Source organism: Roseicyclus sp., assembly GCF_965662675.1.
GTDB lineage: Bacteria > Pseudomonadota > Alphaproteobacteria > Rhodobacterales > Rhodobacteraceae > Roseicyclus.
The window spans coordinates 12,013-35,787 of the sequence record NZ_CBFIIK010000012.1 but is presented as its reverse complement, the minus strand read 5'-3'; the positions used below and the strand labels follow the sequence as shown (position 1 = coordinate 35,787).

At 63.5% G+C, this 23,775-nt stretch carries 28 protein-coding genes and 1 pseudogene; 27 read left to right on the top strand and 2 right to left on the bottom strand.

Annotation, left to right across the window (positions count from 1 at the left end):
• Nucleotides 1-6: 6 nt before the first annotated feature.
• Together rpsR and rpsF are read right to left on the bottom strand one after the other, a co-directional pair.
• A complete protein-coding gene (gene rpsR / locus ACTG4J_RS04175; protein ID WP_213684053.1) occupies nucleotides 7-234 on the bottom strand; it encodes a 30S ribosomal protein S18 in 228 nt (75 codons plus the stop codon).
• Between the two features lie 17 nt (nucleotides 235-251).
• Nucleotides 252-728, bottom strand: a complete 477-nt coding sequence (gene rpsF / locus ACTG4J_RS04170; RefSeq protein ID WP_439137350.1) for a 30S ribosomal protein S6 — start codon at nucleotides 726-728, stop codon at nucleotides 252-254.
• Nucleotides 729-1,026: 298 nt separating this feature from the next.
• On the opposite strand from rpsF, the gene ACTG4J_RS04165 reads away from it, so the two are divergent.
• The 27 genes and pseudogenes from ACTG4J_RS04165 to ACTG4J_RS04035 form a co-directional block, all read left to right on the top strand.
• Nucleotides 1,027-2,463: a hypothetical protein gene (locus ACTG4J_RS04165; RefSeq protein ID WP_439137349.1), complete on the top strand. Its 1,437-nt coding sequence runs from the start codon at nucleotides 1,027-1,029 to the stop codon at nucleotides 2,461-2,463.
• 68 nt (nucleotides 2,464-2,531) lie between these two features.
• The gene (gene fabD, locus ACTG4J_RS04160; RefSeq protein WP_439137348.1) at nucleotides 2,532-3,476 is read left to right on the top strand and encodes an ACP S-malonyltransferase; all 945 of its coding nucleotides are present in this window, start codon (nucleotides 2,532-2,534) and stop codon (nucleotides 3,474-3,476) included.
• Between the two features lie 4 nt (nucleotides 3,477-3,480).
• Nucleotides 3,481-4,041: a hypothetical protein gene (locus tag ACTG4J_RS04155; protein ID WP_439137346.1), complete on the top strand. Its 561-nt coding sequence runs from the start codon at nucleotides 3,481-3,483 to the stop codon at nucleotides 4,039-4,041.
• Between the two features lie 18 nt (nucleotides 4,042-4,059).
• Complete coding sequence (fabG, locus tag ACTG4J_RS04150) at nucleotides 4,060-4,797, top strand: 3-oxoacyl-ACP reductase FabG (protein WP_439137344.1); 738 nt, start codon at nucleotides 4,060-4,062, stop codon at nucleotides 4,795-4,797.
• A 196-nt stretch (nucleotides 4,798-4,993) separates the two neighbouring features.
• On the top strand, nucleotides 4,994-5,227 hold the full coding sequence (locus tag ACTG4J_RS04145) for an acyl carrier protein (RefSeq protein WP_168624685.1): 234 nt from the start codon (nucleotides 4,994-4,996) through the stop codon (nucleotides 5,225-5,227).
• Nucleotides 5,228-5,385: 158 nt separating this feature from the next.
• Nucleotides 5,386-6,642, top strand: a complete 1,257-nt coding sequence (fabF, locus tag ACTG4J_RS04140; protein WP_439137342.1) for a beta-ketoacyl-ACP synthase II — start codon at nucleotides 5,386-5,388, stop codon at nucleotides 6,640-6,642.
• Nucleotides 6,643-6,649: 7 nt separating this feature from the next.
• Nucleotides 6,650-7,813: an endolytic transglycosylase MltG gene (gene mltG / locus ACTG4J_RS04135; RefSeq protein ID WP_439137341.1), complete on the top strand. Its 1,164-nt coding sequence runs from the start codon at nucleotides 6,650-6,652 to the stop codon at nucleotides 7,811-7,813.
• Between the two features lie 242 nt (nucleotides 7,814-8,055).
• A complete protein-coding gene (locus tag ACTG4J_RS04130; protein ID WP_439137340.1) occupies nucleotides 8,056-8,409 on the top strand; it encodes a hypothetical protein in 354 nt (117 codons plus the stop codon).
• Nucleotides 8,381-9,679, top strand: coding sequence for a DNA-packaging protein (locus tag ACTG4J_RS04125; RefSeq protein WP_439137338.1), 1,299 nt, complete (start codon nucleotides 8,381-8,383; stop codon nucleotides 9,677-9,679). The genes ACTG4J_RS04130 and ACTG4J_RS04125 overlap by 29 nt, the downstream gene beginning before the upstream one ends.
• A gap of 98 nt (nucleotides 9,680-9,777) precedes the next feature.
• On the top strand, nucleotides 9,778-10,941 hold the full coding sequence (locus ACTG4J_RS04120; protein ID WP_439137336.1) for a phage portal protein: 1,164 nt from the start codon (nucleotides 9,778-9,780) through the stop codon (nucleotides 10,939-10,941).
• Nucleotides 10,938-11,183, top strand: a complete 246-nt coding sequence (locus tag ACTG4J_RS04115; RefSeq protein WP_439137335.1) for a GTA head formation protein, RCAP_rcc01685 family — start codon at nucleotides 10,938-10,940, stop codon at nucleotides 11,181-11,183. The genes ACTG4J_RS04120 and ACTG4J_RS04115 overlap by 4 nt, the downstream gene beginning before the upstream one ends.
• 9 nt (nucleotides 11,184-11,192) lie before the next feature.
• Nucleotides 11,193-11,774, top strand: coding sequence for an HK97 family phage prohead protease (locus ACTG4J_RS04110; protein WP_439137334.1), 582 nt, complete (start codon nucleotides 11,193-11,195; stop codon nucleotides 11,772-11,774).
• A 24-nt stretch (nucleotides 11,775-11,798) separates the two neighbouring features.
• Entirely contained in the window at nucleotides 11,799-13,001 is a 1,203-nt protein-coding gene (locus ACTG4J_RS04105; RefSeq protein WP_439137332.1) for a phage major capsid protein, read from the top strand.
• 164 nt (nucleotides 13,002-13,165) lie between these two features.
• The gene (locus tag ACTG4J_RS04100; protein WP_439137330.1) at nucleotides 13,166-13,753 is read left to right on the top strand and encodes a head-tail connector protein; all 588 of its coding nucleotides are present in this window, start codon (nucleotides 13,166-13,168) and stop codon (nucleotides 13,751-13,753) included.
• On the top strand, nucleotides 13,750-14,079 hold the full coding sequence (locus ACTG4J_RS04095) for a head-tail adaptor protein (protein ID WP_439137328.1): 330 nt from the start codon (nucleotides 13,750-13,752) through the stop codon (nucleotides 14,077-14,079). The genes ACTG4J_RS04100 and ACTG4J_RS04095 overlap by 4 nt, the downstream gene beginning before the upstream one ends.
• Nucleotides 14,076-14,486 (top strand): DUF3168 domain-containing protein, encoded by a 411-nt coding sequence (locus ACTG4J_RS04090; RefSeq protein WP_439137327.1) that lies wholly within the window; start codon nucleotides 14,076-14,078, stop codon nucleotides 14,484-14,486. Before ACTG4J_RS04095 ends, ACTG4J_RS04090 begins: the two co-directional genes overlap by 4 nt.
• A gap of 39 nt (nucleotides 14,487-14,525) precedes the next feature.
• Nucleotides 14,526-14,939 (top strand): phage major tail protein, TP901-1 family, encoded by a 414-nt coding sequence (locus tag ACTG4J_RS04085; protein ID WP_439137325.1) that lies wholly within the window; start codon nucleotides 14,526-14,528, stop codon nucleotides 14,937-14,939.
• A gap of 3 nt (nucleotides 14,940-14,942) precedes the next feature.
• The gene (locus ACTG4J_RS04080; RefSeq protein WP_439137324.1) at nucleotides 14,943-15,257 is read left to right on the top strand and encodes a gene transfer agent family protein; all 315 of its coding nucleotides are present in this window, start codon (nucleotides 14,943-14,945) and stop codon (nucleotides 15,255-15,257) included.
• The gene (locus ACTG4J_RS04075; protein ID WP_439137323.1) at nucleotides 15,254-15,475 is read left to right on the top strand and encodes a rcc01693 family protein; all 222 of its coding nucleotides are present in this window, start codon (nucleotides 15,254-15,256) and stop codon (nucleotides 15,473-15,475) included. The genes ACTG4J_RS04080 and ACTG4J_RS04075 overlap by 4 nt, the downstream gene beginning before the upstream one ends.
• Nucleotides 15,459-16,124: a phage tail tape measure protein gene (locus ACTG4J_RS04070; RefSeq protein WP_439137321.1), complete on the top strand. Its 666-nt coding sequence runs from the start codon at nucleotides 15,459-15,461 to the stop codon at nucleotides 16,122-16,124. Before ACTG4J_RS04075 ends, ACTG4J_RS04070 begins: the two co-directional genes overlap by 17 nt.
• Nucleotides 16,125-16,135: 11 nt before the next feature.
• On the top strand, nucleotides 16,136-16,768 hold the full coding sequence (locus tag ACTG4J_RS04065) for a phage distal tail protein, Rcc01695 family (protein ID WP_439137320.1): 633 nt from the start codon (nucleotides 16,136-16,138) through the stop codon (nucleotides 16,766-16,768).
• Nucleotides 16,765-17,649, top strand: a complete 885-nt coding sequence (locus ACTG4J_RS04060) for a DUF2163 domain-containing protein (RefSeq protein ID WP_439137318.1) — start codon at nucleotides 16,765-16,767, stop codon at nucleotides 17,647-17,649. Before ACTG4J_RS04065 ends, ACTG4J_RS04060 begins: the two co-directional genes overlap by 4 nt.
• Nucleotides 17,646-18,077 (top strand): NlpC/P60 family protein, encoded by a 432-nt coding sequence (locus tag ACTG4J_RS04055; protein ID WP_439137317.1) that lies wholly within the window; start codon nucleotides 17,646-17,648, stop codon nucleotides 18,075-18,077. The genes ACTG4J_RS04060 and ACTG4J_RS04055 overlap by 4 nt, the downstream gene beginning before the upstream one ends.
• Nucleotides 18,078-18,082: 5 nt before the next feature.
• A pseudogene (locus tag ACTG4J_RS04050) lies at nucleotides 18,083-20,062 on the top strand (baseplate multidomain protein megatron); the annotation flags it as partial.
• A 135-nt stretch (nucleotides 20,063-20,197) separates the two neighbouring features.
• The gene (locus ACTG4J_RS04045; RefSeq protein ID WP_439137363.1) at nucleotides 20,198-22,498 is read left to right on the top strand and encodes a baseplate megatron protein TIM-barrel domain-containing protein; all 2,301 of its coding nucleotides are present in this window, start codon (nucleotides 20,198-20,200) and stop codon (nucleotides 22,496-22,498) included.
• Nucleotides 22,491-23,201, top strand: a complete 711-nt coding sequence (locus ACTG4J_RS04040) for a DUF2793 domain-containing protein (RefSeq protein ID WP_439137315.1) — start codon at nucleotides 22,491-22,493, stop codon at nucleotides 23,199-23,201. The genes ACTG4J_RS04045 and ACTG4J_RS04040 overlap by 8 nt, the downstream gene beginning before the upstream one ends.
• An 80-nt stretch (nucleotides 23,202-23,281) precedes the next feature.
• On the top strand, nucleotides 23,282-23,775 hold a 494-nt coding region (locus ACTG4J_RS04035; RefSeq protein WP_439137314.1), incomplete at its 3' end, for a serine O-acetyltransferase.

The following is a 23,775-nucleotide window of genomic DNA, read 5'->3' as shown; positions in this document are numbered from 1 at the left end:
GTCTCCTTACTTCACGGCATAGGGCAGCAGGGCGAGGAACCGGGCGCGCTTGATCGCTTGCGCGAGCTTACGCTGGTTCTTTGCACTGACCGCGGTGATGCGGGAGGGAACGATCTTGCCGCGCTCGGAGATGTAGCGCTGAAGCAGACGCACATCCTTGTAATCGATGCTCGGTGCGCCTTCGCCCTCGAAAGGGTCGGACTTACGACGACGGAAAAACGGTTTAGATGCCATGATCTTTATCCTTCCTCTCAGCGACGGTCGCCGCGGTCGCCGCGGTCGCCGCGATCACCACGATCACCACGATCACCACGATCACCACGATCACCGCGGTCGCCGCGATCACCACGGTCGCCACGATCACCGCGGTCGCCACGATCACCGCGGTCGCCACGATCACGCTCGTCGCGCTTCTGCATCTGAGCCGACGGGCCCTCTTCATGGGCGTCGACCTTGACGGTCAACACGCGCATGACGTCTTCATGCAGGCGCATCAATCGCTCCATTTCCTGCACGGCGGCCGAAGGCGCATCCGTGCGAAAATAGGCGTAGTGACCCTTGCGGTTCTTGTTGATCTTGTAGGCCATCGTCTTGAGACCCCAGTATTCGGTCTCGACGACATTGCCGCCGTTGTCCTTGAGGACGGTGCCGAAATGCTCAACCAGCCCTTCGGCCTGCGTGCCGGAGAGATCCTGGCGCGCAATCATCACATGCTCATAAAGAGGCATGGAAACTCCAGTTCTGTTGCGAGCGTCTTTCAAAGGCCGGGGTGTCGCATCTCCGCCCCCCGGACCACGAGGGAGAACGCCGTTCATATGACATGTGGCGAAGATCAGGCGCGCATACACCGCGTTGTACGTGCTTGCAAGCCCTCGCAGTGCCGATATCGCCAAGCCAGCTTGGACGGTTGCCTCATTTTTACCATTTCTCGGGGGTAGAGCGGTGTGGAGTGATTCTGTCCGGAGCCGCCAAAAGGGCGGAATGAACGCCATGCCGAGATCTGAACCAAAGACCCGCGCGCCCTTGATGTACTTTCTGCGTGCGCAAGACGGGGTTGCGACGGTTGATTGGGTGATTATCTGCGCGACCGCGACCGCGGCGGGCTTTATCGCGCTCAATCTGGGGCAATCGGGACTTGGTCAGTACAGCGCCAATGTCCGCAACGAGGTGCAAGCGCCCTATTTCGAAACATCGTGGACGCAGAATGTTCCGCTCCCCGATCCGGAAGATTGGGACCCGGTGTCGCCGATCACCCCGCAGGTCGAAGGCATCGACCCCGGTGGTGATCTGGGCGGGTATTTCGACCCGGCCGGGTTGGAGAACCGGCCCGATGACGACACGGAGAATAATGGCGATACGGGCGGCGGCACGGGAACCGACCCCGGCGATGGTGCCGGCACTGGCGGCACAGGTGGAAATGGCGGCAATGGTGGCACCGGCGGGAGCGGTGGCACTGGCGGAACGCCATCTGCGACGCAGAGCAATATTTTGGTACAAAACGCGAGTTTCGAGGCGACCAGCCATGGCAATGGTGGGTGGTCGTCAGGTGTTCCGGGTTGGACGATCCAGAACGGCGGTTCGGGCGATGTGGGGGATTTCAACCCAGCCAGCAACGCCATGGATGGAACGACCGTGACCGGCGATAACGTGGCCTATCTCTACCATGGTGGCGGTTCATCGAGTTTCGCCTCTATGTCGCAGACCTTCGGGACCACCTATTCTGCCGGATCGACCTATACGTTTTCGGCCGATGTCGGCGATGGTGCCTATGCTTTCAGCGGCGATGAGCCTTATGTGTTGAACATCTATGCCGGCAACACGCTGATCGGCACGAAAAGCGGAACGACCGGCGATATCAATGCTTTGCAAACGGTGACTGTTACCTCGACGGTGGATGATGCCTCGCTCAACGGTCAGCCGATCCGTTTCGAGGTCGTCCATCCCTCAAGCAACGGCGGCGATTTGTTGGTCGACAATGTGCGCGGGTCCGTCAGCACGCCCGTCGGCTCGGGGCCGCAGGTGGTGACGACGCCGATCGTTGGTTGTCCGGTGCCCGACTATATTGCACCGCCCTACACGACGACCGGTAATGCATTGGCCAACCAATCCTATTTCGTGGATACAGTCGGTGGCGGTGCGACGCAGATCCAAGGTTGCGCCGGAATCCCGGGACGCGGATTTTTCAACGCGAATCCGGCGATCACGCTGAACCTGTCCGGCATGACGTCGGACCCCGATTTTGATGATTTCGAAGTGACGCTCGATAGTGCGTGCGACACGACGCTTCTGATCCGTGATGCACAAGGCAATTGGCATTATGATGATGATAGCGGCCCGGGGCTGAACTCGCGGCTTCGTTTGGGCAATCTTGCAGCGCTCAATGGTCAGGTCAGCATTTGGGTCGGCACCTTTGGATCGACGCCTTGCGGCGATGTCGAGGTGCGGATGCGCGTTCGGGATTGATGCGCTGCGCGTTGCGCCCGCGTCTTGCTTGCGCTAGCCCATGAGGCAAGCAAGACGAGGGATCGCGCATGACACGAGCTTTTCTTTTCCCCGGCCAAGGGGCGCAGACCATCGGCATGGGGCGTGATCTGGCCGCAGCCTATCCGCAGGCGCGCGCAGTTTTCGACGAGGTTGACGTCGCCTTGGGCGAAAAGCTGTCGGCGCTGATCTGGGAAGGGGAACAAGACCAGCTGACGCTGACGCGCAATGCGCAGCCCGCGCTGATGGCCACATCCATGGCCGTGATGGCTGCTTTGCAGGCGGAGGGTGTTTCGATCACGGCGGCGGCTTTCGTGGCGGGCCACAGCCTTGGCGAATACTCGGCATTGGCGGCGGCGGGGGCTTTGGGGATCGGTGATGCGGCGCGGCTGTTGCGGTTGCGCGGCGAGGCGATGCAGGCGGCAGTGCCGGCAGGCCAAGGCGCGATGGCGGCCGTTTTGGGATTGGATTTCGACGCGGTGGCCGCGATCGCGGCCGAAGCAGCGCAAGATCAGGTATGCGCTGCGGCCAATGACAACGACCCCGCGCAGGTGGTGATTTCGGGCCATGAGGCAGCGGTGTTGCGCGCGGTCGAGATCGCAAGGGAAAAAGGCGCCAAGCGGGCGGTCCCGCTGCCGGTATCCGCGCCGTTTCATTGCGCCTTGATGGCACCGGCCGCCGAGGCGATGGCCGCCGCTTTGGCCGAGGTCGATCTGCGCGCGCCGCAGGTGCCCTTGGTCGGCAATGTCACGGCATGCGCGGGCAGTGACCCGGCCGAGATCAAGGTGCGGCTGATCGATCAGGTCACGGGCCGCGTGCGCTGGCGTGAAAGCATCGGCTGGATGGTCGAAAACGGTGTCACGGAGACATGGGAGATCGGCGCGGGCAAGGCGCTAAGCGGCATGGTCAAGCGTATCGCGCGCGAGGTGGAGACCCGCAGTATCGCGACCGCCGACGAGGTGCGCGCCGCCGCCGAAAGCCTTTTGCATGGGTAGGCGATTGGCGATCATCGGAGCCGTTGTCTTGGCCTTTGTCTTGGGCGGTGCGGGGTTGATCCAGCTTGCCGGATCGGGTGCGACGGCCTTTCGGTTGGAGGGGCAGGTGTTGCATCTGTCCGGGCCGGTGAATGGCGCGGCTGCCGATCGTTTGCAGCGCATGTTGGAGGAAAGCCCACAGATCACCGTGATCGCCTTGGGTGACATGGCGGGGGCGGATGATGTTGTCTGGGCCGCGCAGATGGCGGGGCTGATCCGCGCGGCGGGCTTGCAGGCCGAGGCGCGGGGCGACGTCGTCAATGATGCGATCTTGCTGTTCCTCGGTGGGGCCGAGCGGCGTTTGGCCGGTGGCGCGCTGGTGCTGCAAAGCGATGCCATGCAGCGTCGCATGGGGGTTGATGTGGATCGCAGCATCGCTGCGGATGCCGATCGCCAGCGCTTGGTCACCACGATGCTGGGGGATGCGGGTTTCGCGGATTTCATGAAAGCGACGCGGGCCATGCGCGATGAATATCGGTTGAGTGACGCCGATCTGGCGCGCTTTGGTCTGCTGGTGACAAATTAAGGACGGAAAGGGGCAATCATGTTTGATTTGGCTGGAAAATCGGCGTTGGTGACGGGGGCTTCGGGTGGTATCGGAGCAGCGATCGCGCGGTCGCTGCACGGCGCCGGGGCGCAGGTCACGCTGTCGGGGACGCGGCTGGCCCCGCTTGAGGCGCTGGCCGCCGAATTGGGCGCGCGCGCCCATGTCGTGACCTGTAATCTGGGCGATGCAGCCGAGGTCGAGGCGCTGCCCAAGCAGGCCATCGAGGCGATGGGTGCGGTCGATATCTTGGTCAACAACGCAGGTATCACACGCGACAACCTGTTCATGCGCATGTCGGACGAGGAATGGTCGCAGGTGATCGAGGTCAACCTGACATCGACCATGCGGCTGTGCCGCGGCGTTTTGCGCGGGATGATGAAGGCGCGCTGGGGGCGGATCGTGAATATCTCGTCTGTCGTGGGGGCGACCGGCAATCCGGGGCAGGGGAACTATGCCGCTTCCAAGGCGGGGATGGTGGGGATGTCGAAAAGCCTTGCTTATGAAGTCGCCAGCCGGGGCATCACGGTGAACTGCATCGCGCCGGGTTTCATCGAGACGGCGATGACCGACAAGCTGAACGAGGATCAGAAGGGCAAGATTTTGGTCCAGATCCCGGCGGGGCGGATGGGGCATGCCGACGAGATCGCGGCGGCAGCGCTTTACCTTGCCAGCCCCGAGGCGGGCTATGTCACGGGAACGACGCTGCATGTGAATGGCGGCATGGCGATGCTGTGATCGCGCAAGCCGCCATGACGCTAAGGCAGTTGCCTTCGTTTCGTTCTATGTTATAGGCGGCGCAGATTTGTCGGGGATGCTTGCGTTTTCGACAGGCAAGGGCGTGGCCGTTACGGGCGCCCCATGAGCGGCCCGAGTGGCACATTGCAAACGAGGCGCCGGATATCAAGCGGCACCGCAACGAACGAGGATGAAGATGAGCGACATCGCAGAGCGCGTGAAGAAGATCGTGGTGGAGCACCTGAGCGTCGAGGAAGACAAGGTGACGGAAAACGCCTCGTTCATCGACGATCTGGGTGCCGACTCGCTCGACACTGTCGAGTTGGTCATGGCTTTCGAAGAAGAATTCGGCATCGAGATCCCCGATGATGCGGCCGAAACGATCCAGACATTCGGCGACGCGGTGAAATTCATCGAAGGCGCACAATAAGCGGTCTTGTGATCGTGTGATCAGAGCGGCCCTTGCAGCGATGCAGGGGCCGTTTCGCGTTTGGGGGGCCGCGCAAGGTGGCTGGGGATTGCGCCCGCACCATCGGGCGCGGTATCACATCGCGAATGTCGGGATGATAGACAAAGGGGCTCAGGGGCATGCGTCGAGTGGTTGTGACGGGGCTGGGGCTGGTGACGCCGCTGGCTTGCGGTGTCGAACAGACTTGGGAAAGGCTTTTGGCAGGCAAATCCGGTGCGGGGCTGATCACGCGCTTCGACACCACCGGTCACGCGACGACCTACGCCTGTGAATTGCCCCGCGGTGATGGCAGCGATGGCACCTTCAACCCAGATGACTGGATGGAGCCCAAGGAACAGCGCAAGGTCGATGATTTCATCCTCTACGGGATGGCGGCGGCGGTGCAGGCAGTCACGGATTCGGGGTGGATGCCAAGCGATACCGACGGCCAAGAGCGCACGGGCGTCTTGATCGGTTCGGGGATCGGGGGGCTGTCGTCGATTGCCGATACCTCGATCACGCTGAAGGAAAAGGGTCCGCGGCGGGTTTCGCCTTTTTTCGTGCCCGGCGCACTGATCAATCTGATCTCGGGGCAGGTGTCGATCCGCTACGGGTTCAAGGGGCCGAACCATGCGGTCGTCACGGCCTGTTCGACGGGCGCGCATGCCATCGGCGATGCGGCGCGGTTGATCCAGTGGGGGGATGCCGATGTAATGGTGGCGGGCGGGGCCGAAAGCCCGATCTGCGAGATCGGGATCGCGGGGTTCAATGCCTGCAAGGCGCTCTCGACCAAGCGCGGCCATGAGCCGGAAAAGGCCAGCCGCCCTTGGGATGCCGACAGCGACGGTTTCGTGATGGGTGAGGGCGCGGGGGTGGTGGTGCTGGAGGAATATGAGCACGCCAAGGCGCGCGGAGCGAAGATTTACGCGGAAATCCTCGGCTATGGCCTATCGGGCGATGCCTATCATATCACCGCGCCGCCACCCGATCATGAAGGGGCTGAGCGCGCGATGCGGGCTGCATTGAAGCGGGCGGGTCTGGAGCCCTCGGCCATTGACTATGTCAATGCGCATGGCACATCGACCATGGCCGATACGATCGAATTGGGCGCGGTGGAACGCTTGATGGGCGATCATGCGGCCAAGGTTTTGATGTCATCGACGAAATCGGCCACGGGCCATTTGCTGGGGGCGGCAGGTGCGATCGAGGCGATTTTCTCGATGTTGGCCATTCGCGACCAGATTGCACCGCCGACAATCAACCTTGATAATCCGGCGGCAGAAACGGCGATCAACCTATGCGCCAACGCAGCACGAAAAGGCGAGATCAACATCGTCCAATCCAATTCCTTCGGCTTTGGTGGCACCAATGCCTGCTTGATCATGGGACGGGTATAACCAGCTTATGTGGAAGAGTGTCGCCGCCAATGGTATGAGTTTTCTGATCATTGTCTTGATCGCCTTGGCTGGGGCAATCGCTTGGGGACAGCGGGAATTCCGTGCGGCCGGCCCCTTGGTGGAGGCTGCATTTTTCGAAGTGCCGCGGGGGGCGACGCTTCGGCGGGTGTCGGAGCAGTTGGAGGGGGCGGGGATTGTTTCGTCGGCATTGCTGTTCCGCTTGGGGGCCGATTACGCCAATATGTCGGGCCAGTTGCGGTTCGGGAATTACGAGATACCGGCCGGCGCTTCTATGGAAGAGGTGCTGGCGATCGTGACGACGGGCGGACCCTCGACCTTCCGCTACACGGCGACATATGTTTTGCGGCTTGAGGGCAGCGGCGAGTTGCGCTTGCGCGAGCGCGTGCCGGGCACAGGCGAGATCGTGGCACTGGCTGATTTCGCTTATGAGGACGGGGTGCCGGAAGTCTATGCCGACTTGATCGCGGATGGCACGCCGCTGGCCTATCGCGTGTCGGTGCCGGAGGGGCTGACCAGTTGGCAGATCGTTGAGGGGCTGCGCGCCGCCGATTTCTTGTCTGGCGAGATTGCCGAGGTGCCCCCCGAAGGTGCCTTGGCGCCGGATACGTTCGAAGTGCGGCGGGGGCAGGATCGGCAAGGGATTGTCGACACCATGGTCTCAGCGCAAGAGGTGATCCTGGCCACTGCATGGGAGAGCCGGCAAGACGGGTTGCCCTTGGCCAGCGCGGAGGAGGCGCTGATCCTTGCTTCGATCATCGAGAAAGAGACGAGCGTGGCCGAGGAGCGGCGGCTGGTGTCGAGCGTGTTCATCAATCGCTTGAACCGGGGGATGCGCCTTCAGACCGACCCGACGGTGATTTATGGAATCACCGAGGGGCGCGGTATTTTGGGGCGCGGGATTCGCGCCAGCGAGCTGCGGGCCGAGACGCCGTGGAACACTTATGTGATCGACGGCTTGCCGCCGACGCCTATCGCCAACCCCGGCCGCGCGGCGATCGAGGCTGCGGTCAACCCGGATGACACGAACCTGATCTTTTTCGTGGCAGATGGGACGGGGGGCCATGCCTTTGCCGAAACCCTTGATGAACATAACAGAAATGTCGCGCAATGGCGGCGCATCGAGGCCGAACGCGAAGCGGCCGGGCAGTGAGGCGGGAGTGTTTCTTGCCGAGATGTTAATGAAATTTTCCCTGTTAACCCTCTGTAAATAAAAAACTTATTGACCCGCCGCGCGCTCCGTGGCATCTGTTTGGGCAAGCTGGAATACATGGGCAACGGTCCGGGGTTAAACCCCGCGGCCGTTTTTTTGTGCCTGACGTGCAGATCAGGTGCGTTGATCCCAACTCATGTGCTGCTCGTGTCCGGGAGGGTTTCCCCACGCGAGGCTATGCGATGATCGACAGACAGACCGAGAGTGCGGACCTCGCGCAGGCGGACCGGACAGTGGCGCGGGCCTACAAGGCGCTGGAGGTCGCGGTCGAGCTGTTGGAGAGCGCGCTCGACGCGGCACGCGCGGCGCCAGACGGCGATGCAACCGAGGTGGTCAAGGATGTGCGCGCGGTTGCCGCCGCCTTTCAGACTGCGCTTCAGGTGGAGGTGAAGGCGCGTGATGCAGGAAGCCAGAGATATACACGACGCGGAAGTGGAGAGCTTGACCTTGATGCTGCCCGGGCTGAAATCGGGCGCAGAGTGGCTCGCTTGCGCGCCGCCCACGACGATGGATGCGTTTCTCAAGGGGTTGAGTGACGAGGCCTTGGCGGCGCTGCCCTATTTGTTCGAATTCTGGGCGCTGGCCCATCAATTACCGCCCGATGGGGAATGGACGAGCTGGGTCGTCTTGGGAGGGCGCGGCGCGGGCAAGACGCGGGCGGGCGCCGAATGGGTGCGTGCAATGGTCGAGGGCCCCACCGCCGGCGCACCGGGGCAGGCGCGTAGGCTGGCCTTGGTGGGCGAGACCTATGATCAGGCCTTGGCGGTGATGGTGAAGGGCGAGAGCGGGATCATCGCCTGCTCACCGCCCGATCGTGCGCCGCGCTGGATCGCGGGAGAGCGGCGGCTGGAATGGCCCAACGGGGCGGAGGCGCGGCTTTATTCGGCCCATGACCCGGAAGCGCTGCGCGGTCCGCAATTCGATGCGGCTTGGGCCGATGAGTTGGCGAAATGGCCGAAAGGTCAGGAAACATGGGATATGCTGCAGTTCTGCCTACGGCTAGGCGATCATCCGCGGCAGGTGGTGACGACGACGCCGCGCAATGTGGCGGTGTTGAAGTCGCTGTTGCAGCGCAACAGCACGGTGGTGACGCAGGCCGCGACCGAGGCCAATCGGGCCAATCTTGCCCCCAGTTTCCTGCGCGAGGTGCGCGCGCGCTACGGCAAGTCGCGGCTGGGCCGACAGGAATTGGACGGCGAGCTGTTGGAAGACGCGCAAGATGCGCTGTGGACACGCAGCATGCTGGATGGGTTGCGGGTGGATCACGTGCCGACGGATGCGCGGGTGATCATCGCGGTCGATCCGCCGGTGACCGGGCATGCCCGCTCGGATGCATGCGGGATCGTGGCGGTTGCGATCGAGGAGAACGGCCCGGCCCATGAATGGCGGGCGATCGTGCTGGAGGATGCCAGTATCAAGGCGGCAAGCCCCATGGCTTGGGCCGAGGCGGCGGCGGCGGCGTATCACCGCCATGGGGCGAGCCGCATGGTCGCCGAGGTCAACCAAGGGGGCGACATGGTGGGGCTGATCATGCGGCAGGTCGATCCGCATGTGAATTTGCGGCCCGTTCGGGCGGTCAAGGGCAAGGCGGCGCGTGCCGAACCTGTTGCGGCTTTGTATGAGCAGGGCCGGGTGCGCCATCTGGGCTGCTTGCCGATGCTGGAGGATGAGATGTGCCTGATGACCTTGCGTGGCTATGAGGGCGGGCGCAGCCCGGACCGGCTTGACGCCTTGGTCTGGGCGCTGACCGATGGGTTGTTGCGACCCGGGATGCGGACGTTGAGCCCGCAGATCCGTGCGATCTAGCCCGGCTTTGAAGATCTGATCCACCATGACCCGCTTGGGGTCGGCACGGGGCGCCTTGCAGGCTGACCCGTTTTTATGTTGCCTTAGGAGTGCGGTGCATGGGTATGAATTTATTTAAAAAAGGCAAGATCGAAAAGGTCGAGACCAAGGCATCGGCAGCTGCGCGGGTGGCTGTCTGGGGAACGGTGGGACGCGTGGCCTGGAGCCCGCGCGACACGGTTTCACTGACGCGCAACGGCTTTCAGGGTAATCCGGTTGGCTTTCGTGCCGTGCGCTTGATCGCAGAGGCGGCGGCGGCCTTGCCCGTGCTATGCCGCGAGGATGCGCAGCGTATGAATGTACATCCGTTATTGGCGCTTTTGGCACGCCCCAACCAAGCGCAAGGCCGGGCCGAGTTGTTGGAGGCGGTCTATGCGCAGCTGATGTTGGCGGGAAACGCTTATCTGGAAGCGGTGCAGGGTGACGATGGGGGTGCAGTGGAACTGCATGTCTTGCGCTCGGATCGTATCAGCCTTGTGCCGGGGGCGGATGGCTGGCCGATGGCTTATGATTATGTCGTGGGCGGCCGCACCCATCGTTATGCGGCCGAGGGTATCTGTCACATCAAGACCTTTCACCCGCAGGATGACCATTATGGTTTGGCGCCATTGCAGGCGGCCGCCACGGCGATCGATGTGCATAATGCGGCGGCGCGCTGGTCGAAAGCTTTGCTCGACAATGCCGCACGCCCCTCGGGGGCGATCGTTTACCGGGGGGCTGATGGCACGGGGGCGATGTCGGATGATCAGTTCACGCGCCTGCAAGAAGAGCTGGAGACCCATCATCAGGGCGCGCGCAATGCCGGGCGGCCGATGCTGTTGGAAGGGGGCTTGGATTGGAAGCCCATGGGGTTCAGCCCCTCGGACATGGAGTTTCAGAAGACCAAGGAGGCAGCGGCGCGCGATATCGCCTTGGCCTTTGGGGTGCCACCGATGCTTTTGGGTATTCCGGGCGATGCGACCTATGCCAATTATGCCGAGGCCAACCGCGCCTTTTATCGGCTGACCGTGCTGCCTTTGGCGCAGAAGGTCTTGGCGCATCTGGCCGCTTGGCTGTCGGGGCTTTCCGGGGTTGCGGTCGATCTTGAACCTGATCTGGATCAGGTTCCAGCCTTGGCCGCTGAGCGCGACAGCCATTGGCGCAGGATTGCAGAGGCCGATTTCCTGACTGAGGCCGAGAAGCGGCACTTGCTCGGTTTGCCTGAGCGTCCGGAGGGCGCATGAGCGCGCGAGAGGGCGGCGGTTCGCGCTATCTTTATGCGCCCTTCGATGCAGCGAGCGCCCGGATCGATGCCAATGAGCGGGTGCTAGAGGAGCGCTGGCAGGCGTTGAGCTTTCGCCTCGAGGGGATCGAGGCGGCGTTGGAGCGGTTGGAGCGGCGGCTATGGCTGGCGGTATTCGGCATGGTGTCGGTCGTTCTGGCGCAAGGGCTGCAAGAACTACTCCAGTTGAATATCATCAATTAGGTATATGATATGAATGATTTTTTTCCATCTCAACTCGAGACCAAATTTGCCCGCTTCGATACCGAGGCGTTGACGGTGTCCGATGGTCACGACATCGCGGGCTATGCCAGCTTGTTCGGAGAGTGTGATCAAGGCGGCGATATCGTCGAGAAAGGCGCCTATGGCGCGAGCCTGAAGCGGCTGTCGGGCAATGGGCGGCGGGTGCGGATGCTTTGGCAGCATGACCCGACCGAGCCTATCGGGGTCTGGGATGAAGTGCGCGAGGATGCGCGCGGGTTGTTCGTGAAGGGGCGGCTCCTGCTGGAGGTGGCGCGCGCGCGTGAGGCGGCGGCCCTGATTGCGGCGGGTGCGATCGACGGGCTTTCGATCGGATATCGCACATTGCGTGCGACAAAGGACGGTCAGGGGCGCAGGCTCTTGTCCGAGGTGGAGTTGTGGGAGGTGTCATTGGTGACATTCCCGATGCTTCCCAAAGCACGGGTCGGTTCGACGGCTATGGCGCAAGAGGCCAAGGCGGAAGGCGACCTGAATGATTTGGCACGGGCCTTTGAGGATGCCCGCGCCAAGCTGGCGGCGCGCGAGCCCCGCTGACCCCAACCATCCAAAACAGAGGTGATGGAGATGACCGAGACCCGATCAGGGGCGGCGGACAATACCCGTGCGGCCCCTTCAGCGATTGCGGACGTTAAGGATGCCATGAGCGGCTTTCTAAGCGAATTCAATCAGTTTCAGGACGATATGAAGGTAAAATTTCATAAGCAGGAAGAGCGTATTGCCATGCTGAACACCAAGATGACGACCCATTCGCGCCCAGCACTTTCGGCGCAGATCGATCAGGCCGCGCCGCATAAGAAGGCGTTGGCGAGCTATCTGCGCAATGGCGATGATGATGCGCTGCGCGGGCTGGAAATCGAACGCAAGGGCATGAGCACCGCGGTGAATGCCGAGGGTGGCTATCTGGTCGATCCACAAACCGCGGAGACGATCCAGTCGGTGCTGCGTTCCTCGGCGAGCCTGCGGGCCGTGGCCAATATCGTGCAGGTGGAATCGAGCAGTTTCGATGTGCTGATCGATACCACCGACACCGGCGCCGGCTGGGCCGATGAGGTGACCGACACGACCGAGACCGGCACGCCGCAGATCGAGCGGATTTCGATCGCGCTGCATGAATTGTCGGCGATGCCCAAGGCGTCGCAGCGCCTGCTTGACGATGCGGCCTTTGATATTGAGGGCTGGCTGGCGGGGCGTATCGCGGACAAGTTCGCGCGCGCCGAGGCCGATGCCTTTATCAATGGCGATGGTTCGGGGCGCCCCTCGGGGGTGTTGAACGGCTTCGTGATGCCCAATGACGGCTGGTCATGGGGCACGCTGGGCTATGTGGTGACGGGGACGGCCGGTGATTTCGACGCGGCAAACCCGGCCGACGCGATTGTCGATCTGGTTTATGCGCTGGGGGCGCAGTATCGCGCCAACGCCACCTTCGTCATGAACTCCAAGACCGCGGGTGCCGTCCGCAAGATGAAGGATGCCGATGGGAGGTTCTTGTGGGCTGACGGGCTGGCGGCGGGTGAGCCTGCGCGGTTGATGGGCTATCCGGTGCTGATCGCGGAGGACATGCCTGATATCGCCGTGGACAGCACTGCCATCGCCTTTGGCGATTTCCGGGCGGGCTATACCATTGCCGAGCGTCCCGAATTGCGCGTGCTGCGCGACCCGTTCAGCGCCAAACCGCATGTCTTGTTCTACGCCACCAAGCGCGTGGGCGGTGCGGTGTCGGATTATGCCGCCATCAAGCTGATGAAATTCGGGCAGGCCTGATCCGTCGTTGAGCGGAGCGACGCAATCCCGCCCCCGATCGGCGACGTTCGGCGGGCGGGAGGGACGGTGAGCCGTACGCGATCCAGCTGCGCGTCTCTCCGCTCGAGCAGCGCGGACGGGGCACCGTCCCACCTTTCCACGACAGGCACTCGGGAGATTTCAGGATGATGATGGTCGAATTGACCGCGACCCCAAGCGCGGCGCTTCCTGTCGCGACGCTGGCCGCGCATTTGCGGCTGGCGCAAGGCTTTGTCGATGATGCGAGCCAGAACCCCGCCCTTGAGCGATGCTTGCGCGCCGCCTGCGCCGCGATTGAAGCGCGTATTGGCAAAGCCTTGTTCGCGCGGCGTTTTCTATTGACGGTGCTGGCGTGGCAAAGTGCTGCTACCCATCCGCTGCCATTGGCGCCGGTGCGCGAGATCGTGAGTATCCGAATGTTTGCGCGCGATGGCACGGCGGTCAGCGTCGACCCGTCCGGCTACCGGCTGCAACCCGATATGCATCGCCCGCTTTTGGTGGCCAGTGGCGCGCAGCTGCCACAACCGGCGCAGGCGGGGTCGGTCGAGGTGGAGTTCGCGGCGGGCTTTGGTCCCGCTTGGGATGACATTCCCGTCGATCTGCAGCAAGCGGTGATCATTTTGGCCGGGACTTATTGGGGGCAGGACAGCGATCCGAGCCAAGGCCTCCCCCATGCGGTTGCGGTGTTGTTGGAACCGCATCGCCCTGTCCGGCTGAGGGGTGGTGGGGCATGAGGGCGTTCCATCTCAATCGGCGCTTGTTGCTGGAGGCGCCTTCGCGCGTCGCTGATGGCGCGGGCGGCTATAGCGAGGTTTGGGTCGCGCGGGGGCAAATCTGGGCGGCTGTCACGATGCGCGGTGCGGGCCGCGAGGTGGATCAGGCTGCGCGCTTGCAGTTGACCATCACGATGCGCGCTGCCCCGCAAGGTGCGGCCGCGCGCCCAGATGCGACGATGCGCTTTCGCGACGGGGCGCGGATCTACCGGATCGAGGCGGTGCATGAAAGCGATGCGACGGGCCGCTGGCTGACCTGTTTCGCCATCGAGGAGGTGGGGCGATGAGCTACGGCATATCGGCCGCATTGCAGGCGGCGGTTTTCGGGGCCTTGTCCGAAGATGCAGCGGTTGCGTCCTTGTCGGGAGGTGCGGTGCATGATGCCCTGCCGCCGGGACCGATGCCGCCGCTTTACGTCGTCTTGGGGCCAGAGCGGGTGCGCGATGCCTCGGACAAGACCCATGACGGGGCGGTCCATGATTTCACCGTGACGATCGTCAGCCAAGGCGCGGGCTTTGGTGCGGCCAAGGCACTTGCGGCGGCGGTGTCCGACCGGCTGAGCGGCGCGGATCTTGTGCTCTCGCGTGGCCGCTTGGTCGCGCTGCGGTTTTTGCGCGCGCGCGCCAGTCGGCGCGATGGAGGTCGTGAGATCGAATTGTGGTTCCGCGCCCTGGTCGATGCGGAAACCCCCTAAAACCGCTACTCATCTTGTTGTTAGTGAAGAGGAAAAACGATGTCTGCGCAGAGTGGAAAAGATCTTTTGGTCAAGGTCGATATGGATGGAAACGGTGTGTTCGAGACCATGGCGGGGCTTCGGGCCACGCGGTTGAGCCTCAATGCCGAGCAGGTAGATGTCACCAGCCTTGAATCGGCGGGTGGATGGCGGGAGTTGTTGGCTGGGGGTGGTGTGAAATCGGCCAGCATATCCGGGTCGGGCGTGTTTCGGGATGCCGCCACCGATGCGCGCGCACGCCAGATCTTTTTCGACGGGGCCACGCCGGACTTTCAGGTGGTGATCCCTGATTTCGGGATCGTGGAGGGAAACTTCCAAATCACCGGGATTGAATATGCCGGCAGTCATGACGGCGAGGCGACCTATGAGGTGTCGATGGCATCGGCTGGTGCGCTGATTTTTTCGGCGCTTTGAGCGATGGCCAACCCTTGGGCGGGTGAGGTCGTTATGGTCATCGATGGTGAGCGGCGCGCTGCGAAGCTGACGCTTGGGGCCTTGGCCGAGTTGGAGGCGCGGCTGGAGGCCGAGAGCCTTGCCGATCTGGTCGCGCGGTTCGAGGGCGATGATCTTCGGATGCGGGATGTGTTGTTGCTGGTCTGTGCAGGGCTGCGCGGTGGCGGGTGGCAGGGCGATCTGGCCGATCTGTTGGCTGCCGAGATCGAGGGCGGCCCATTGGAGGCCGCCCGCGTGGCGGCGCGTTTGCTGGTGGTAGCGTTCCAGGTGCCGGGATGAGCGGGGCGCTGTTTGATTGGCCGGCGCTGATGCGGGCGGGCCTGCAGGGGCTTGGGCTGATGCCTGATGCGTTTTGGCGGCTGACGCCTGCGGAACTGCTTTTGATGTTGGGCGATGCGCCGGATGCGGCGCCGTTGCGGCGCGCGGGGCTGGAGGCTTTGCTCGTGCGGTTTCCAGACATGGCGAAGAAGGAGAATGGTCATGACCGGGATGGATGAGGGTATCGAAGCGCTGGAGGCGCAGATCGCCGATCTGGAGATCACGATGGCAGGCACGGCCAGCGTGGCGGCGGCGTTTCAGGCCGAGCTGCGGGGCATGCAAGGCAGCCTGCTTTATACCGGGCGCGAGGTGCAAAGCATGAGCCGTGCGATCGGGGGCGGTCTGCGGCGGGCCTTTGACGGTGTGGTGTTCGACGGGATGCGGCTGTCGGATGCGCTGCGCGGTGTGGCGCAAAGCATGCTGGATGCGGCCTATAACACCGCGATGCGGCCGGTGCAGAATGCGCTCGGCTCGGCCCTGACCAATGGGCTCAACGGATTGGTCAGTAGCATCCTGCCGTTTCAGAAGGGCGGCGCCATCGCGCAGGGCCGGGTGATGCCCTTTGCGCGTGGCGGTGTGGTGCAGGGGCCCACGGGTTTCGCGATGCGCGGCGGTATGGGGCTGATGGGCGAGGCGGGGCCAGAGGCGATCATGCCGCTGCGCCGTGGCCCCGATGGGCGGCTTGGGGTGGCTGTAGCAGGCGCCGGGGGGCCTGTGCAGGTCGTGATGAACATCACCACCCCCGATGTGCAGGGTTTCGCGCGCAGCCAGACGCAGATCGCAGCCCAGATGAGCCGCGCCTTGGCGCGCGGCCAGCGTAACCGCTGAGGAGGCAGGCCATGGCTTTTCACGAAGTTCGTTTCCCGGCAAATCTGAGCTTCGGCTCATCCGGGGGGCCGGAGCGGCGCACCGAGGTGGTGCAGCTGACCAATGGCTATGAAGAACGCAACACGCCCTGGGCGCAGTCGCGGCGGCGCTATGATGCGGGGCTGAGCCTGCGGTCATTGGACGATATCGCGGTGTTGATCGCCTTTTTCGAAGCGCGGCGCGGGCAGATGTTCGGCTTTCGATGGAAGGATTGGGCGGATTTCAAAAGCTGCCTGCCATCGGAAACGCCCGGTTATCGCGACCAAGAAATTGCGATCGCCGATGGGGTGACGCGTAGCTTTGCGCTGAGCAAACGTTATGGTGTGGGTGCGCAGGGCTATCTGCGCCCCATTGCCAAGCCCGTCGAGGGCTCGGTTCTCGTCGGGATCTCGACCGATGAGCAGGTTTTGGGCGTGGATTTCGAGGTCGATCTGGCCGGCGGGATCATCACCTTCAGCGAGGCCCCGGATGCGGGTGAGATTATCACCGCAGGTTTTGAATTCGATGTGCCGGTACGCTTTGACACCGAGATGATCCAGACGAGTGTCGCGAGTTTCCAAGCTGGCGAGGTACCCGCGGTGCCGGTGGTGGAGATCCGGCTATGAGCGGGGTTGCGGGCATCGATGCGCATCTGGCGACAGGGACGACGGAACTTTGCCGGTGCTGGCGGTTGACGCGTGGCGACGGGGTCAGTTTGGGCTTTACCGATCATGACCGGGCGCTGGCTTTCGAGGGTTGTGATTTTCGACCCGAAACCGGGTTGTCAGCGCGTACGTTGAGCCAAAGCACGGGATTGGCCGTCGATAACACCGAAGCCATCGGTGCGTTGAGCGATGCCGCGATCACCGAGGCCGATATCGTCGCGGGCCGCTATGATGGTGCGATGATCGAAGCGTGGCTCGTGCAATGGAGCCAGCCCGAGAACCGGGTGCTGCAGTTTCGTGGCAACTTAGGCGAGTTGACGCGCAGTGGCGGGGCTTTCTCCGCGGAATTGCGCGGTTTGTCGGAGCGGATGAACGTGGCTACGGGCCGGGTCTATCAGCGGGCCTGTACGGCGGTTCTGGGGGATGCTGAATGCGGTGTCGATCTGACGGGTGCCGGGTTTCGGGGGACAGGTGAGATCGTCTCGGTCACCGATGGTCGGGTCTTCATGCTGGCGCTGTCTGCGGTGTTCGTGCCGCGCTGGTTCGAGCGCGGGCATTGCCGGATCGCGAGTGGACCCGCCCAAGGCTTGGGTGGTGCGATCAAGATCGACCGGGTCGAGGGCGATTTGCGGCGGGTGGAGTTGTGGGACCGTTTGCGCAGCGAGATGGCGGTAGGCGATCAGGTGCAACTGAGTGCTGGTTGCGACAAGCGGATGGAGACCTGTCGCCTGAAATTCGCCAATATCCTGAACTTCCGGGGATTTCCCGATTTGCCCGGTGATGATTGGTTGATCGCGCATCCCAGCCGCGTTTCGGCGCGTGATGGGGGCAGCAGGCGGTGAGCGACGTTGTGGACGCGGCGCGAGGCTGGCTGGGCACGCCTTATGTGCATCAAGCCAGTTGCCGTGGTGCGGGCTGCGATTGCCTTGGCCTTTTGCGGGGCATTTGGCGCGAGGTGATCGGGGAGGAGCCCGAGGTCGTGCCGGCTTATACCGCCGATTGGTCCGAGGCGTCGGGGCACGAAAGGCTGTGGCAGGCGGCCTTGCGGAATCTTGTGCCCAAGGATCTGGCCGAGGCCGCTCCGGGCGATGTGATCTTGTTTCGCATGCGCGATGGCGGTGTCGCCAAGCATCTGGGCCTTCAGGCCGCAATCGGCCACGGGGCCAGTTTCATCCATGCCTATAGCGGGCATGGCGTGGTGGAAAGCGCGCTGACGCCGCCTTGGGCGCGGCGCATCGTGGCGCGTTTCGCGTTTCCGGAAAGGCAGTGACAAGCATGGCGACGATCCTATTATCGGCCGCGGGCGCGGCTATCGGCGGCATGGCGACGGGTCCGATCCTTGGGCTGTCGGGGGCCGTGGTCGGGCGCGCGGTGGGCGCGACGCTGGGCCGTGTGATCGACCAACGGCTGATGGCGACGGGCTCGGGGTCGGAGCCTGTGGAGCGCGGGCGGGTGGATCGCTTTCGGGTCACTGGCGCGAATGAGGGGACGCCGATCGCCCAGCTTTTCGGGCGGATGCGGCTAAGCGGGCAGGTGATCTGGGCCACCCATTTCGTCGAGACGGTCACGACCAGCGGCGGTGGGGGCGGTCGCGGCAAGGGTGCGGCCCCGCGCCCCGCGCCGACGCCTGTGACCACCAATTACAGCTATTCCGTCAGCCTTGCCTTGGCGCTGTGCGAGGGCGAGATCCGGCGGATCGGCCGCGTCTGGGCCGATGGGGTGGAACTGGACCAGACCACTATCGCGATGCGGGTCTATCACGGGACGCAGTCGCAGATGCCTGATCCGCTGATCGCGGCGGTTGAGGGGGCGGGCAATGTGCCTGCTTATCGGGGGATTGCCTATGTGGTGTTCGAGGATATTGACCTCGCACCTTTTGGCAACCGGGTGCCGCAATTCGCCTTTGAGGTGATACGCCCGGCCCAGCCCAAGGGCGCGCTTTTGCCCGCTGCGGCCGATCTGGTGCGCGCGGTGGCAATGATGCCAGGAACGGGGGAATACGCGCTGTCGACGCGCCAGATCACGCTGGATAACGGGTTCGGCCATCGCAAGGCGGTCAACACCAACACGCAGGCCGGTGGGGCGGATTTCAACCGTGCGTTAGAGCAGATGCGCGCGAGCCTGCCCAACGTGGCATCTGTTAGCCTGATTTATTCATGGTTCGGCGATGATCTGCGCGCGGGTGCCTGTCGAGTCAGGCCCAAGGTCGAGGATACGGCGCTGGATGGGGTCGAGATGGCGTGGCGCGCAGGCGGGATCGGGCGCTCGGAGGCCTTGACGCTGGCGCAGGTCGATGGGCGGCCGATCTATGGCGGTACGCCCGCCGATGCCTCGATCATCGAGGCGATCCAATCGATCCGCGGAGGCGGGCAGGAGGTGATGCTCTACCCCTTCTTGTTGATGGAAATTCTGCAAGGCAACGGTCTGCCTGACCCCTATGGAAGGGCGGAGCAGCCGCCCTTGCCGTGGCGGGGACGGATCACCGGCGCGCTGGCGCCGGACATGCCGGGCAGCCCGGATGGGTCGGTTGCCAATGGCGTGGCTGTGGCGGCTTTTTTCGGCACGGCGCGCGCCAGCGATTTCACCGTCAGCCCCGGCGCGGTCAGCTACACGGGGCCAGATGAATGGAGCTATTCGCGCTTCATCTTGCATGCGGCCGCACTTTCGGCGGCGGCGGGTGGTGTGGATGCGTTTTGCATCGGCTCGGAGATGCGGGGGCTGACGCAGATGCGCGATGCGCAGGGTTTTCCGGCGGTGTCGCGGCTGATCGCCTTGGCCGCCGAGGTGCGCGCGCTGCTGCCCCAAGCGAAGCTGAGCTATGCCGCTGATTGGTCGGAATATTTCGGCTATCAACCGCAGGATGGCACGGGTGATGTGTTTTTTCATCTCGACCCGCTTTGGGCCGATGGGAACATCGATTTCATCGCCATCGACAATTACATGCCGCTGAGCGATTGGCGCGATGGGGGCGATCATGCCGATGCCCAATGGGGCGAGATCCATGATCTGGACTATCTCAAGGCCAATATCGAAGGGGGTGAGGGGTATGATTGGTATTACCCCACCGAGGAGGCGCGCGCGGCGCAGCGCCGTGAGCCGATCACAGATGGGCTGTTCGATGAGCCTTGGGTGTTTCGCTACAAAGATCTGCGCAATTGGTGGGGATCGCGCCATCACAACCGGATCAACGGCCCTGCAGGATGGGCGGTGCCGAATGGCGACCGGCCTGACCTTTGGACACGCGTCGGGGGGGCTGACTTCACCCTGGTAGCGGGCGATTTCGTCGATGGCCGGTTTCGCAACGCGGTCGAGATCGCGGATGTCGCGGGAAATTACCTGTCTGGGCTGCGTTCGGCCGACTTTCTGCATCGGCAAGACACGACTTACGAAGTGCGGCTGTTTTACCGCGCGGGAACGGCGAGCTATCTGCGCCTGACGCTGGATCATCGCGGACCGGCGGTTCAGTGGATCTATGTCGTCGGCGCGCCGGGAGATCTGCAGCCCAGCCTTTTGTCCGGTCACGTGGTGCAAGCGGTCGAAAACCTTCAGCATACCGATGGCACTTACGAGTTTCGCTGCGAGATCATCCCGCAGACGACCGACGAAGCGGCCAATTTCGGGTTTGGTCCAGGCAACAACATTCCCGGTCACACGGTGGTTTTCGTCGGCTTGGAGGTGCGCGCGCGCGCGCTGCATCGGACGGCTTGGATACCCGGCTCCAAGCCCGTGCGGTTCACCGAGATCGGTTGCCCGGCTGTGGACAAGGGGACCAATGAACCCAACAAGTTCTTTGACCCCAAAAGCGCCGAAAGCGCCCTGCCGCGTTTTTCGACGGGGCGGCGTGATGATCTTATCCAGGCGCAATATCTGCGCGCGATCATGTCTTATTGGGACGATCCAGCGCGCAATCCGGTCTCGGCCGTCTATGGTGGGCGGATGCTTGAGATGGATTATGCCCATGTCTGGGCATGGGATGCGCGGCCATGGCCCACCTTTCCCAACGAGACAGGGCTTTGGTCGGATGGCGGTAACTGGCGCTTGGGCCATTGGGTGACGGGTCGGATCGAGGCGGCGCCGCTGGACAGGGTGGTGGCGGAGCTGTGCGAGACGGCTGGGGTCCATGATTATGACGTCTCGGCGCTGTTCGGTTTGGTGCGGGGCCATGTCTCTGGCGAGACGGAAAGCGCGCGGGCGCGCTTGCAGGCCCTGATGCTGACCCATGCCTTTCAGGCGGCGGAGCGCGACGGCAAGCTGGTATTCTTGCCCTTGCCGCGGCGCAGTGCGGTGGTGATCACGCGCGATGATACGGTTTACGAGGCGGATGGCGGGGGTGGTTTGGCCGAAACGCGCGCGGCGGCGGCCGAGGTGGTGGGTCGCGTACGGCTGGGCCATGTCGCGGCCGAGGCGGGTTACGAGGACCGGGTTGCCGAGGCGGTGTTTCCGCAAGACGGGGCCGATGGTGTGACGGCGCTTGATCTGCCGATGGCCTTGACCGGACCGGAGGGGCAGGCCGTTGCCGAGCGCTGGTTGGCCGAGGCACGGATCGCGCGCGATCAGCTGAATGTGGTTTTGCCACCTTCGCGCCGGGCGCTCGGCGCGGGCGAGATGGTGGCGCTGGCCGATGGCTCGACTTGGCGGATCGACCGGATCGAGGATCGCGGGGTGCGCGAGATTGCGGCAGTGCGGGTGGAGCCGACATCGCGCGAACCCTCCGATGCGGTCGAGGAGGTTGTCGTGACGGCGCCTTATGTCGCGCCGGTGCCGGTCAGCCCAATTTTTCTGGATTTGCCCCTTCTGAGCGGGGCCGAGGTCGAACATGCTCCGCATCTTGCTATCTCGGCCTTGCCCTGGCCGGGGACCGTGGCGGCCTATGCCGCGCCGGGGCCAGATGGCTTTTTGCTGAACCGTCTTGTCGAGCGGCGCGCGCTGATCGGTCGGTTGGTCACGCCGCTGCGGGCTGCGACGGCGGGTTTGTGGGATCGCGGGGCGGCGTTCCGGGTGCAATTGCCTGCAGGCCAGCTATCGGGGGCAGAGCGGGGAACCGTGTTGAATGGTGCCAATGTCGCGGCGATTGGTTCGGGCGACGAAGATGACTGGGAGGTCATACAGTTCGCCGATGCGACGCTGGTGGGCGAAAACCTGTGGGAGATCGGAATGCGGTTGCGCGGCCAACAGGGGACGGATGCGATCATGCCCGCGATCTGGCCTGAGGGGAGCCTTTTTGTCTTGCTTGACGGTGCGCCGGTGCAGATCGACTTGCCCATCGCGGCAAGAGGTCTGGCACGCCATTACCGGATCGGTCCGGCGATGCGGGCGGTCGATGATGCCAGCTATGTCGAACGCGTCCGTAGCTTTCGCGGCGTGGGCTTGCGGCCATTCGCGCCCGCCCACCTGCGCGCGCGCAGGCAGGGCGATGGTCTGACGCTGTCTTGGGTGCGACGCACACGGATCGACGGCGATAGCTGGGAAGGGTTCGATGTGCCGCTGGGTGAGACCAGCGAGCAATATCTACTGCGCGTTTGGGTCGGCGCCGAGAAGCGCCGGGAAACGGTGCTGAGCGCGCCGATTTTTACCTATAGCGCCGCGATGCGGGCGGAGGATGGCATCGCAGGCGCCTATGCAATCGAGGTCGCCCAGCTGTCCGATCGTTTCGGGCCGGGGCCATTTTCAAGGATCGCGTTCGATGACTGACACAGCACTAATGTCGCTTCCGCTTTTGGCCCCTGCACAGGCGCAAAAACATGTGACCGTGAACGAAGCCTTGGCGCGGATCGATGCGTTGACCCATTTGGTGCTGGCCTCGGTCAGCCAAGCCAGCCCACCGGTGTCCGCGCCTGATGGCACGCTGCATGGCGTGCCTGATGGGGCGGCGGATGATTGGGCGGGGCAGGCGGGCCAGCTGGCGCTGCGCGTGGGCGGCGGATGGGTCTTTGTGCCGCCACGGGTGGGATGGCGCGCTTTTGTGCGGGACGCGGGTCTATCTGCCATATGGGATGGCGCGGCGTGGCAAATGGGGGCGATGACCCTAAGCCCGGCAGGTGCGGCGCTGGCGTTGCAATCTTTGCAATTCGACCTGCCCATCACGGCCGGGACGAGCCTGTCGAGCAGCGTGTTGATCCCGCCGCGTGCTGTCTTGTTCGGGGTGACGGGGCGGGTGGTCGATACCATCACCGGCACCGCACAAAACTGGAGCCTTGGGGTCGCGGGCGATACGGGCCGTTTCGGCACAGGGCTTGGGGTATCGCTCAACTCATGGGTTAATGGCCCAGCGGCGCCGATCGTCTATTGGGAGGCGACACCGCTTTTGCTGAGCGCACAGGGCGGCAATTTCGCGGGTGGGACAGTGCGCTTGGTGATCCACTACGCAAATCTGACCCTGCCTGCACCGGTATAGGTTTTTGTTTTAACGCATACTTCATGGACCGACCCCGCGATTTGCGGTAAGAAGACCACGACATATCGGAGGTCATGGTCATGGCAAAGCTGCAACCCAAACTGGCCGGGGTCGATCCCGTCTGGAGCCGTATCCGGGAAGAGGCCGCACAGGCCGTGGCCGATGAGCCGCTTTTGGGCGGGATGATCCATGGCTGCGTGCTGCATCACGGCACGTTGGAAAAGGCACTGGCCTATCGCATGGCGCAAAAGCTTGCGTCGGGCGAGATGTCCGAACAGCTCTTGCGCGAAATCGCCGACGAGGCCTATGCCAGCGATCCGGTTCTTGGTGTAGCGGCACGTGCCGATATCATGGCCGTTTTCGATCGCGATCCTGCTTGCCATCGCTACATCCAGCCATTGTTATTTTTCAAAGGCTTTCAGGCCGTCCAAGCCTATCGCGTCGGCCATTGGCTGTGGCGGCAAGGCCGGCGCGATTTCGCCTATTTCATCCAGATGCGGGTCTCTGAAGAGTTCGGGGTCGATATCCACCCCGCTGCACGCATCGGACAAGGCATCATGATTGACCATGCCCA

What these genes read in the sequence shown, in the direction of transcription:
- ACTG4J_RS04110 (WP_439137334.1), top strand. Translation starts at nt 11,193, where the DNA reads ATGAATGATTTTTTTCCATCTCAACTCGAGACCAAATTTGCCCGCTTC.
- ACTG4J_RS04100 (WP_439137330.1), top strand. Translation starts at nt 13,166, where the DNA reads ATGATGATGGTCGAATTGACCGCGACCCCAAGCGCGGCGCTTCCTGTC.
- ACTG4J_RS04145 (WP_168624685.1), top strand. Translation starts at nt 4,994, where the DNA reads ATGAGCGACATCGCAGAGCGCGTGAAGAAGATCGTGGTGGAGCACCTG.
- ACTG4J_RS04040 (WP_439137315.1), top strand. Translation starts at nt 22,491, where the DNA reads ATGACTGACACAGCACTAATGTCGCTTCCGCTTTTGGCCCCTGCACAG.
- ACTG4J_RS04105 (WP_439137332.1), top strand. Translation starts at nt 11,799, where the DNA reads ATGGAGATGACCGAGACCCGATCAGGGGCGGCGGACAATACCCGTGCG.
- ACTG4J_RS04125 (WP_439137338.1), top strand. Translation starts at nt 8,381, where the DNA reads ATGGATGCGTTTCTCAAGGGGTTGAGTGACGAGGCCTTGGCGGCGCTG.
- ACTG4J_RS04115 (WP_439137335.1), top strand. Translation starts at nt 10,938, where the DNA reads ATGAGCGCGCGAGAGGGCGGCGGTTCGCGCTATCTTTATGCGCCCTTC.
- fabG (WP_439137344.1), top strand. Translation starts at nt 4,060, where the DNA reads ATGTTTGATTTGGCTGGAAAATCGGCGTTGGTGACGGGGGCTTCGGGT.
- ACTG4J_RS04090 (WP_439137327.1), top strand. Translation starts at nt 14,076, where the DNA reads ATGAGCTACGGCATATCGGCCGCATTGCAGGCGGCGGTTTTCGGGGCC.
- ACTG4J_RS04095 (WP_439137328.1), top strand. Translation starts at nt 13,750, where the DNA reads ATGAGGGCGTTCCATCTCAATCGGCGCTTGTTGCTGGAGGCGCCTTCG.
- ACTG4J_RS04070 (WP_439137321.1), top strand. Translation starts at nt 15,459, where the DNA reads ATGACCGGGATGGATGAGGGTATCGAAGCGCTGGAGGCGCAGATCGCC.
- ACTG4J_RS04120 (WP_439137336.1), top strand. Translation starts at nt 9,778, where the DNA reads ATGGGTATGAATTTATTTAAAAAAGGCAAGATCGAAAAGGTCGAGACC.
- ACTG4J_RS04130 (WP_439137340.1), top strand. Translation starts at nt 8,056, where the DNA reads ATGATCGACAGACAGACCGAGAGTGCGGACCTCGCGCAGGCGGACCGG.
- ACTG4J_RS04060 (WP_439137318.1), top strand. Translation starts at nt 16,765, where the DNA reads ATGAGCGGGGTTGCGGGCATCGATGCGCATCTGGCGACAGGGACGACG.
- ACTG4J_RS04165 (WP_439137349.1), top strand. Translation starts at nt 1,027, where the DNA reads ATGTACTTTCTGCGTGCGCAAGACGGGGTTGCGACGGTTGATTGGGTG.
- ACTG4J_RS04065 (WP_439137320.1), top strand. Translation starts at nt 16,136, where the DNA reads ATGGCTTTTCACGAAGTTCGTTTCCCGGCAAATCTGAGCTTCGGCTCA.
- rpsF (WP_439137350.1), bottom strand. Translation starts at nt 728, where the DNA reads ATGCCTCTTTATGAGCATGTGATGATTGCGCGCCAGGATCTCTCCGGC.
- fabF (WP_439137342.1), top strand. Translation starts at nt 5,386, where the DNA reads ATGCGTCGAGTGGTTGTGACGGGGCTGGGGCTGGTGACGCCGCTGGCT.
- mltG (WP_439137341.1), top strand. Translation starts at nt 6,650, where the DNA reads ATGTGGAAGAGTGTCGCCGCCAATGGTATGAGTTTTCTGATCATTGTC.
- rpsR (WP_213684053.1), bottom strand. Translation starts at nt 234, where the DNA reads ATGGCATCTAAACCGTTTTTCCGTCGTCGTAAGTCCGACCCTTTCGAG.
- ACTG4J_RS04080 (WP_439137324.1), top strand. Translation starts at nt 14,943, where the DNA reads ATGGCCAACCCTTGGGCGGGTGAGGTCGTTATGGTCATCGATGGTGAG.
- ACTG4J_RS04085 (WP_439137325.1), top strand. Translation starts at nt 14,526, where the DNA reads ATGTCTGCGCAGAGTGGAAAAGATCTTTTGGTCAAGGTCGATATGGAT.
- fabD (WP_439137348.1), top strand. Translation starts at nt 2,532, where the DNA reads ATGACACGAGCTTTTCTTTTCCCCGGCCAAGGGGCGCAGACCATCGGC.
- ACTG4J_RS04075 (WP_439137323.1), top strand. Translation starts at nt 15,254, where the DNA reads ATGAGCGGGGCGCTGTTTGATTGGCCGGCGCTGATGCGGGCGGGCCTG.